Genomic DNA, 9,470 nt, shown 5'->3' on the forward strand with positions numbered 1-9,470 from the left:
GACGGCCTGGTGACGGCCTGCCGACGACCTACTGGCGGCGGACGTACAGCGACACCGCGCCGCCGCGCACGAACACCGTGGACTCCTCCCGGTACAGCGCGCCGAGCACCGTGGCCTTGGCGGACTCGGCGCGCTGGGCACGGAACCACGGCGTGCCGACGGTCGTCGTGTCCGCCACCACCCACACCCGCTGCCGGGGCGGCAGCCGCAGCAGCCGGGCCCGCAGCTCCCCCGCCCCCACCTCCTGCCCGTAGAGCGTGGCGGAGGCGGCGGGCGTCCGGCGGAGGGTCAGGTCCCGCAGCCCGGCGAAGTCGCGGGGGTATGCCAGGGATATGCGGCGCTCGTGCAGCGGGAGGAACAGGACCGCGTCCCCCGGCCGCGCCACCCGGCCGACCGCCGAGGCCACCCGGGCGAGCTCGTCGCCCCGGCTGGCCGGCAGCCGCTCGTGCTCCTGGAGGGGCAGCTGGGCGGCGAAGGCCGCGGCGACGGCGGCGACCCCGGCCGCCGTTCCCACCCGCCGCCAGGGCAGGCGCCCCAGCACCCGCTCGGCGCCCGCGGCGGCCAGCAGGGGCACGCCGGCGAGGCAGAAGAGCAGATAGCGGTCGAGGAAGAGCGGCTGCCGCTGGGCGGCGGCGTAGAGCAGGACGGGCGGTACGGCGGCCAGCGGCAGGGCGACGGCGGTCAGCCCCAGCCGCCCCGCACGGGGCAGCGGGGCGACGAGCGCGACCGCCGCCAGAAGCAGGGTGACGGTCACGACGGCCCCGCCGGGGCCCGCGAAGGCGTACAGCAGGGCCCTGGCCTGCTCGTAGCCCGGCGTGCGCAGCCACGAGACCTGGTCGCTCTGCCGCCGCGAGAGCACGACCAGCGGCACCAGCACCGCGCACGCGGCCACCGCGGCCGCGCCCCAGCCGCGCCACACCCGTCCGGGGACCCGGGAGACGAGCAGGGTCACGGCGTGCGCCGCCAGCAGCAGGACGGCGAACTCGTGCAGCAGCGCCGTGCCGGCCACCGCCGCGCCGTACGCCACCCAGCGTCCGGGCCGGCCCCGCCCGGACGCCTCCGGGGGCCCGCCGTCGACGGCCCGGATCAGCAGACAGGTGGCGAGCGCGGCCCCGGCCGCCACCAGGGCGTACGAGCGGGCCTCCTGGGCGTAGTGGCTGACGAACGGCGTGACCGCGTACAGCAGCCCCGCCCACAGGCCCACCCGGGGCCCGGCCAGCCGCCGGCCGAGCGCGGCGACCAGCGCCGCGGTGGCCGCGGCCGCCACGACGGACGGCAGGCGCAGCACCGTCTCCCCCGCGCCCAGGGCCGTCAGAGGGTGCATCAGCAGGTAGTACAGGCCGTGGACGGCGTCGACGTCGCCGAGGAGACGGCCGAGCTCCGGCAGCGAGCGGCGGGACACCTGGAACGTGGCCGCCTCGTCCCGCCACATCGTGCCCCGGTCCAGCCCCCACAGGCCGAGGACGAGCATGACGGCGGCCGGGACGACGGTCGTGAGCGGCTCGGCCCGCCACCACGCACGCGGCGCCGCGGCCACCGCGGCCCCTTTCCCGGCCCGCTCCCCGGCCCCTTTCCCGGCTCGTGCCCGGGCCCGTTCGTCCGCCAGCATCCGTACCCCTCCACGTCCCTGCTCCGTCCGGCCACGCGGACGAGCAGAATGCCCTGATTGGCACTACTTGTTGGATAAGACTGTGTTCTGTGACAGTGAACGGGAGCGGAATCCTCACCGCGCGGGTCGGCGTGATCGTCATCGGCTACAACGACGCCGCGCACATCGGCCACGCCGTGCGCTCCGCCCTCGCCCAGGGGCCCGTCGTCGCCGAGGTCGTCGTCGTGGACGACGCCTCGACGGACGGCACCGCCGCCCTCCTGGACCGGCTCGCCGCCGGCGAGCCACGGCTGCGGGTCATCCACCGGGCCGCCAACAGCGGCGGCTGCGGCACCCCCCGCAACGACGGCGTACGGGCCGCCACCGCGCCCTATGTGATGTTCCTGGACAGCGACGACGCCCTGCCCCGCGGCGCCGCGTCCGCGCTCCTGGAGGCCGCCACGCGCCACGACGCCGCCGTCGTGGCCGGCCTGTGCGTCCGGCGGGAGCTCCCCCGGCGGCGCGACGTCCCCTGGCAGGCCCCCCTCTACCGGCGGGCCACCGTCCACGCCTCGCCCGAGGAGCACCCCGCGCTGCTGCGCGACACCCTGTGCGTCAACAAGCTCTACGACCGCGCCTTCCTCGCCGAGCACGGCATCGCCTTCCCCGACGGCCCCTACCGCTACGAGGACTTCGTCTTCACCGCGCGGGTGCTGGCGGCGGCCCCGCGCGTCGCGACCGTCCCCGACACCGTCTACTACTGGCACGTGCGCCGGGCGGCGGACCACCCCTCGATCTCGCTGGACCGCGAACGCGTCGCCCACTGGCAGGCGCGCGTCCGCGCCCACGAGCACAGCGTGGAGGTCTTCCGCACCGCCGGCAGCACCACGCTGGCCCACGCCGCGCGGGTGAAGTTCCTCGACCACGACCTGCGCATGTACGTCCGGGAGCTGCCCGGCCACGGCCCCGGCTACCGCCGCGCGTGGTGGCGGGTCACCCAGGACTGCCTGGCCTCCTACGACGAGACCGATCTGCGGGCCGCCCGGGCGCCGGCCCGCTGGATCGCCCGGGTCGTGCTGGCCGCGGCGGCCCCCCGCGACCTGGAACGCCTCGCCCAGCTCGCCGCCCGGCCGGCCCGGCTGCTGCCGCCCTACGCCGAGGTGGCGGGCCGGGCCGTGTGGGCGGCCGACCTGCCGCACGTCCTCCTCGACGGCCTCACCGGCCCCGGCGCCAAGCCCGCCCGCCGGCTGCCCGTCACCGTCGACGCCGTCCTGCGGCCCCGCACGGGCGACCGCACCAGGCTGCGGCTGCGCGTCCACGACCTCTACGGGCGGCTGGCGGCGGCCCGCCCGCACACCCTCGGCATCGAGCTCCGGCTCCGGGACGGCGAGGCGGTGCTCGAACACGACGTCCCGCTGGTGGCCGGCGACCGCGTCTGGGGAGCACGGCTGACCCTCGACCTCGCCGAGCTGGCCCAGCACGGCCGGCACCGCGCCGACGCCCCGCAGGCGTGGGACATCCGGGTCCGCATCCACTGCACCCACGGCGGCACCCTGCGCGCCGCCGTCCGGGCGGTGGGCGACACCCTGCGGCCCGTGGCGCTGCCCAGCGCCCGGCACGGACTGCTCGTGGCCCAGCCCTACGCCACCGGCGGCGGGTCGCTCGCCCTGCGCCTGGCCCCCGGCGTGCGCTGCGCTCTGGGCGTCGCGCTCCGCAGGGTGCGCCGCCACCGCTGAGGGGCGTCCCCCGTCCGCCCGGCTCACCGGTCGATCTCCTCGAACAGCGCCTCCCACCGGTCCAGCACGGCCGGCAGCGCCAGCGGCGCCACATGCGCCCGCGCCGCCCGGCCGTAGCGTTCGCGCAGCGCGCCGTCCGCCATCAGCTCGCCCAGCGCGGCGGTGAAGCCCTCCGTGTCGCCGTACGGCACGAGTGTGCCCGTGCGGCCGTGGGCGACGAGCTCGCGCACTCCGCCCGACAGGTCGAAGGCGACGCACGGCACCCCGGCGGCGGAGGCCTCGGCCAGCGCCATGGGGCGCCCCTCGCGCTCGCTGGTGAGGGCCACGACGGACAGCTCGCGGTAGGCGGCGGCCATGTCGCGGACGGCGCCCCGGAAGCGGACCCGGTCGGCGATCCCGTGCCGGGCGGCCCGCGCCCGCAGCTCGGGCTCCAGCGGGCCGTCGCCGAGGAAGTGCAGCTCCCAGCCCGGGTGGCGCGCGGCGGCCGCGGCGAAGGCGTCGACCAGCCGGTCCGGGCGCTTGACGGGGTCGAGGCGGCCGACCGCCCCGACGCGCCGGGTGTCCAGGGGGGCCGGCGCGAGGGCGGTGAACGGCAGCGGATTGGGCATCACCCCGGTGTTGGGCAGCCGTCTGCGGCGGAACTCCGCCGCGTCCGCCTCGCTGAGGAACAGCGCCTTCTCCAGCGCGGCGTAGTGCCGCAGGATCAGCTGGAGGTTGACGGTCGACCGGGCCTGGAGGAACGACTCGTGGTACTGCCCGACGACCCGTACGCCGGGCGGCCGGGGCACGGACTCCAGCCAGACCGCCGCCCAGGGCGAGCCGACGACGACATGGCCGTCCGGGCCGGCCGCCAGCCGCGCGGCCAGCCGCCGCCGGGCGCGGCGCCGCTCGGCCCGTTCGGTGTGCGCCGCGCGCAGCCGCGCCGGGCTCAGCCGCTCACCGAGGGACGCGGCCCGCCACGCGGGCGGCGCGGCCGCGCGGTAGAGCGTGGTGCGGCGGTAGGCGGGGGCGGGGTGGAAGGCGTGGGGGGCGGGGCTCGGCCGGATGCCGATGAGCTCGGTGTCGTGGCCGCGCTCGGCGAACCCCTGGGCGAGGGTGTGGAGCACCCGCTGGGAGCCGCCCAGGGAGTCGACGTCGATGCCCACGAGAAGGATCCGGCGGCGGCTCATCGCGCGCTCCCCTCGAAGAACAGGTCGACCACGGCCTTGCTCGACCGCCCGGTCTCCAGCGGGTTGAACCGGGCCTGGAAGGCGGTGTAGCGCTCCGCCCAGCGCTCGCGGACGGCGTCCAGGTCCCGCAGCGCGGCGGCCAGTTCGCCGGTGGTGGCGAGCATCGGGCCGGGGGCGATGTCCGCCAGGTCGTAGTAGGTGCCCCGGGAGACGGAGCGGTAGGTGGCGTAGTCGTCGGTGTAGAGCAGGATGGGCCGGCCCAGGTTGGCGTAGTCGAACATCGTCGACGAGTAGTCCGTGAGCAGCGCGTCCGAGGCGAGCATCAGGTCGTTGAGGTCGGCGAAGTCGCGTCCGTCGCGCACCGCGTGCCCGAGCTCGCGCGGCACCGTGAAGCGCTCGTAGTAGTGCGGCCGGACCACGACCGTCCAGCTGTCGCCGGTCTCCCGGACCAGCGCGGCCAGGTCCACCCGCAGCGACTCGCCGCTGCCGCGCGCCCCGTCGCGGAAGGTCGGCGCGTACAGCAGGACCGAGCGACCGCCGGGGATCTGGAGCCGCTCGCGGGCGGCGGCCGCGCGGTCGCGCTGCTCGGGGTCGTTCCACCGCACGAGCGCGTCGTTGCGGGGCAGGCCGGTGCGCAGCAGCTCGCCGGCGTATTCGTTGGCCCGTACGAAGGTGCGCTCGAACTCGGGGCTCGGCGCGATGAGGGCGTCCCAGCGGTTCACCATCGCGCGGTGCTCCCGCTGCCGTTCGGGGGCGGCGAGCCGCAGCTCGGGGATGTCGAAGCCCATGTGTTTGAAGGCCTGGCCGTGCCAGGTCTGCAGATAGCGGGTGCCGGGCCGTTTGCCGAAGAGCGCCGGGAAGCCGTGGGAGTCCACCCAGTACCGGGCGCGGGCGACCGTGCGGACGTACTCCCAGCTGCCGCGCCGGATCAGCTCCACGTCCTCGGGATAGGAGGAGCGGCTGCCGGAGTACGACCACACGGCGCGGAGCGGGAGGCCGCGGCGGCACAGCTCCTCGTGGATGTAGCGGGGGCTGTCGGCGTAGCCGCGGCCCTCCAGGGCCTCGAAGACGACGAGCTCGTCGTCGATGGGCAGCTTCCGCAGCTCGTGGTAGGCCAGGGCCTTGGCGCGGGGGCCGGCCGCCGCGCGGGACAGCCGCCGGGTGCCGCGGCGGACGGGGGCCAGGCGGGGCGCGGCCGCCTCGGCGCGGCCCAGGACGCCCCTGCGCTCCCAGGTCAGCTCCAGCCGCCCGGCCCCGCGTCCCTCGCAGGCGACGCGGACCTCGTGGCCCACCGTGCGGAGCCGCAGCGGGGGGAGGTCCGCGGGGGCCAGCAGCGGGTCGGTGCGGGTGGCGCCCAGCCGCTCCAGCGCGACCACCGGGTGGCGCCGGCCCCGGAATCCCTTGGGCCCCAGGGGCACCCGGCGCAGGTCGAGCTCCGCCTCGGCGGACCGCACCGCGGGGGCGCCGGGGCCGGCCCCGGCGGGCGCGTACCGGAAGGGGACCACGAGCGGCTCGCCGGTGGCGGCGACGCGCAGCTCGGCCACGACCGGCTCGGGGCCGGCCAGCAGCCCCGCGGGGTCGTAGGTGCGCAACCCGATCCGCAGCCGGGTGCCCGAGTGCCCGAGCGAGGCCAGCTCGTGCCGCAGGGGGCCGGTGGCGAAGGGCTGGTCGGCCGGCCGCCAGGCGCTGATGTCCAGCGCCTCGGCGGCCCGTTCGTCCACAGGCGGGGTCGGCCCCCAGTAGGCACGGCCGGAGCCGTCGGTGACGATGTGCCGCGGGGCCAGGCGGGGCCGGTCGAGGGTGCGGGCGCACTCGGCGGCCTCGTCGAGGCGGCCTGCCACGAGGAGGTACTGGCAGATCCGCTGTTCGAGCGGGAGCGACGCGGAGGCCTCCGGTGCGATCCCGGCGAGGTAGGGGGTCACGACGGCGGCGAACTCCCGTACCCACGCCCGCTCCTGGAAGGGCAGGTCGCCCAGGTGGATGCGGAGGTCGTGGCGCAGGAACTTGGCGTCCTTGGCCGGCCGCAGGTCGGCGTTGCCGGTCTCCTCCAGGAAGTCGTCGACGAGCCGGGCCACGCGGATGCGGTCGGCCACGTTCTCGATGCGGTGGCGGCTGGAGGAGATGGACGGGCCCGAGGCGGGGTCGCCTGCGAGCCGCCAGGTGTAGACGGGCCAGGGCACCACGGCGAACGAGCGCGCCAGGGTGAGCGCCTGGGCGGTGAACAGCTGGTCCTCGTAGTGGAGGTCCTCGGGGAAGCGCAGGTTGTGCCGGGCGATGAAGTCGGCGCGGTAGAGCTTGTTGGTGGAGAGGTGGTCCAGGAAGTACTCCGGGGCCGTGCGGATGCCCTCGATCAGGCGGGCGTCCGCGAAGAGCTCGGGATACCAGAGCCCCTCGGTGCCGGTCTCCTCGAAGAGCCGGGTGACCTCCCCGGTGACGAGGTCGGCGCCCGTCCGCTCGGCCTCCAGCAGCAGCGACTTGCAGGAGTGGTAGGGCAGTTCGTCGTCGCTGTCGAGGAACATCAGAAAGGGCGCGCGGGCCGCGGCGATACCGGCGTTGCGCGGGGCGCCGCAGCCGCCGCTGTTGGCCGGCAGGCGGAGGAGGCGCACCCGGGGATCGGACGCCGCCAGCTCCCGGGCGACGGACGGCGTGGCGTCCGTCGAGCAGTCGTCGACGACGATCACTTCCAGATTCCGCAGCGACTGCCCGAGCACCGACCGCACGGCGCGCGGCAGGCGCTCGGCGTCGTTGTAGACGATCACCACCACACTGACATCCGGTCCATCGGAACCGGGCGCGCGGGCATCGGGGGCGGGCATGGCGTCACCTCACTTCGGATCGGGCGGGGACTCGCCCGTGCCGGCGGCCGCCGGCCTTCGGCACGGAGCGTCATCTCCACTACTGACAGTTACAACACCGGCGTCCCGCCCCCGGTTGCACCGCCGGTCCCCGCCCCCGTCCCCGCCCCCGTCCCCTCCGCCGACTCCGGCCTCGACTCCGGCCCCGCCACCGGCCCCGTCCCTCCCCCGCCAGGCCGCCAGCGCCAGCACCGCCCCCAGCCCCCCGAACATCACCACGTCCTTGAACGCGTGCCGCTGCGCCGAGTCCAGCCCCGGCCACGGCACCCCGCCCAACTGCGGTACCAGCGGCATCCAGAACCACACCGACCGCGCCACCACCCCCCGTTCCACCACCGAGGCGGCCAGCGCGGGCACCACCACGAGCGCGTAGTTGAGGAACGACGGCCGCGACACCACGAACGCCGCCAGTATCAGCAGCGCCCCGCACTCCACCAGCCGCGTCGCGGGCTCGCCCCCGCGCCGCCACCGCAGCGCCGCGCACCCGAGCAGTACCGCCGCGGCCACCACCGCCAGCGCGAACGCCAGGGCCTGCGGCACCCCCAGCCGGGGCAGCACCGACGGCCACGCGGCGTCGTACGGACGCGCGTAGGCGTCCTGCCCGTGGAGCAGGAACGGCAGCGTCCGGGTGAAGAACAGGCCCGGCCCGGGCAGCGCCAGGGCCGCCCCCAGCGACACCACGACCGGGACGGCCAGCGCCCAGCCCAGCGCCCGCCACCGCCGGGCCAGGACGAACAGCGGCAGCAGCGGAAGCAGCATCGGCTTCAGCGCGATCGCCGCCCCCACCACCGCCCCGGCCGCGGTCCAGCGGCCGTGCCGCGCCAGCAGCAGCGCCGCCGGGAACGCCACCACCGAGGCCGCCGTCCAGTTGCCCAGGAAGGTCAGGCTGTGGAACGGGAGGAACAGCGCGAGGCCCACCGCCATCGCCGCCGCCATCCGGCTGCCCGCCCCCACGCCGAAGACCCGCAGCGCCAGCACGGCGCCCGCCGCCACGAACGCGCCGGTCACCACCGGAACGGCGTAGTACAGCACCCGGTCCGGTACGGCCGTCTGGGGCAGCGCCGCGAACACCGCCCCCGGCGGGTAGAGGAACCGCTTGTCCGCGTAGGGCGGGACGCCGTCCAGCAGCGCCCGGGCCGCGCGCACCACGACCATGTCGTCGATGTTGATGCGGTCCTTGGCGTACGGGCGCAGGGCGCTGAGCACGAACAGCAGCACCGCGGCGGTCCGTACGGGCCACGAGGCCGGGGCGCGCAGCCACCGGCCGAGGGCGTCCGGGCGCCCGGAACGGTCCCGGCCGACATCCCGGCCGACATCCCGACCGGAACCGGCGCGCGGCGCCGCGGAGAAGGCGTTCACCGTCCGACGACCTCCAGCAGCGCGAACCCGCCGGGCCCCCGGGCCGCCGCCCGCACCGCCGGGTCGTCCGGCGGCAGGCCCGCGCGGCCGTTCTTCTGCAGCACCCATCGCACGCCGTACTCCTTGAGGATGCCGAGCCGTTCGGCCCGGGAGGTGGCAGGGGCGAAGTAGCGCCGCGTGGCCTCCGCGCGGCGCTTCGCGTCGGACAGTAAGGCGTCGGGATAGGCGGCGGCGACCGTGTACGGGCCGTAGGCGGGCAGCGTGCGCAGCGCGAAGTAGTCGTCCGTCATCACCGTGGCCCCCTTGGGCACCCACGCCGCCACCCAGCCGAAGCGCGGCCAGAGGTTCAGGACCGGGGCCTCGCGCAGCACGGGCGGCACGGCCTCGCGGCGCAGGACGTAGGACAGCACCCCGGCCTGCGTCCACGCCCCCACCAGCAGCGCCGCCGCCGTCACGGCGACCGGCAGCCCGCGCCGCCACCGCCCCCCGCCGGCGCCCGTCGGAGCGACCGTCCCGGCCACCTCGACCGCGAGCGCCAGCTGGGCGGAGAGCAGCAGGACGGGCAGCACCCGGCCCCACGCGTAGTGCCCGCTCACCCATCCGGCGGCGAACACCAGGGCGCCCAGGCCGAACATCAGGGCCAGCGGGTCGCGGGGGGGGGGGGGGGGGGGGGGGGGGGGGGGGGGGAGGGGGGGAGGGGGGGGGGTGGGGGGGGGGGGGGGGGGGGGGGAGGAGGGGGAGGGGGGGGGGGAGGAGGGGGTGG

The 9,470-nt window shown here is 76.9% G+C and carries 6 protein-coding genes; 1 reads left to right on the plus strand and 5 read right to left on the minus strand.

Annotated elements, in window-relative coordinates:
• Positions 1 to 28: 28 nt before the first annotated feature.
• Positions 29 to 1,537 (minus strand): glycosyltransferase family 39 protein, encoded by a 1,509-nt coding sequence (locus tag AC07BS_RS33590; RefSeq protein WP_478650678.1) that lies wholly within the window; start codon positions 1,535 to 1,537, stop codon positions 29 to 31.
• Positions 1,538 to 1,698: 161 nt separating this feature from the next.
• Between AC07BS_RS33590 and AC07BS_RS33595 the strand changes: the two genes are divergently transcribed.
• Positions 1,699 to 3,324 (plus strand): glycosyltransferase, encoded by a 1,626-nt coding sequence (locus tag AC07BS_RS33595; protein ID WP_478935401.1) that lies wholly within the window; start codon positions 1,699 to 1,701, stop codon positions 3,322 to 3,324.
• A 23-nt stretch (positions 3,325 to 3,347) separates the two neighbouring features.
• Here AC07BS_RS33595 and AC07BS_RS33600 read toward each other — a convergent pair whose 3' ends face one another.
• Genes AC07BS_RS33600 through AC07BS_RS33615 form a run of 4 tightly spaced genes read right to left on the minus strand, consistent with a single transcriptional unit; the run spans position 3,348 to position 9,342 of the window.
• Complete coding sequence (locus tag AC07BS_RS33600; RefSeq protein ID WP_478935403.1) at positions 3,348 to 4,493, minus strand: glycosyltransferase; 1,146 nt, start codon at positions 4,491 to 4,493, stop codon at positions 3,348 to 3,350.
• The gene (locus AC07BS_RS33605; protein ID WP_478935404.1) at positions 4,490 to 7,309 is read right to left on the minus strand and encodes a bifunctional glycosyltransferase/CDP-glycerol:glycerophosphate glycerophosphotransferase; all 2,820 of its coding nucleotides are present in this window, start codon (positions 7,307 to 7,309) and stop codon (positions 4,490 to 4,492) included. The genes AC07BS_RS33600 and AC07BS_RS33605 overlap by 4 nt, the downstream gene beginning before the upstream one ends.
• 9 nt (positions 7,310 to 7,318) lie before the next feature.
• Positions 7,319 to 8,707 (minus strand): glycosyltransferase family 87 protein, encoded by a 1,389-nt coding sequence (locus AC07BS_RS33610; protein WP_478935406.1) that lies wholly within the window; start codon positions 8,705 to 8,707, stop codon positions 7,319 to 7,321.
• A complete protein-coding gene (locus AC07BS_RS33615) occupies positions 8,704 to 9,342 on the minus strand; it encodes a hypothetical protein (RefSeq protein WP_478935408.1) in 639 nt (212 codons plus the stop codon). Before AC07BS_RS33615 ends, AC07BS_RS33610 begins: the two co-directional genes overlap by 4 nt.
• Between the last annotated feature and the right edge of the window lie 128 nt (positions 9,343 to 9,470).

The organism is Streptomyces sp. NPDC044063, assembly GCF_056434285.1.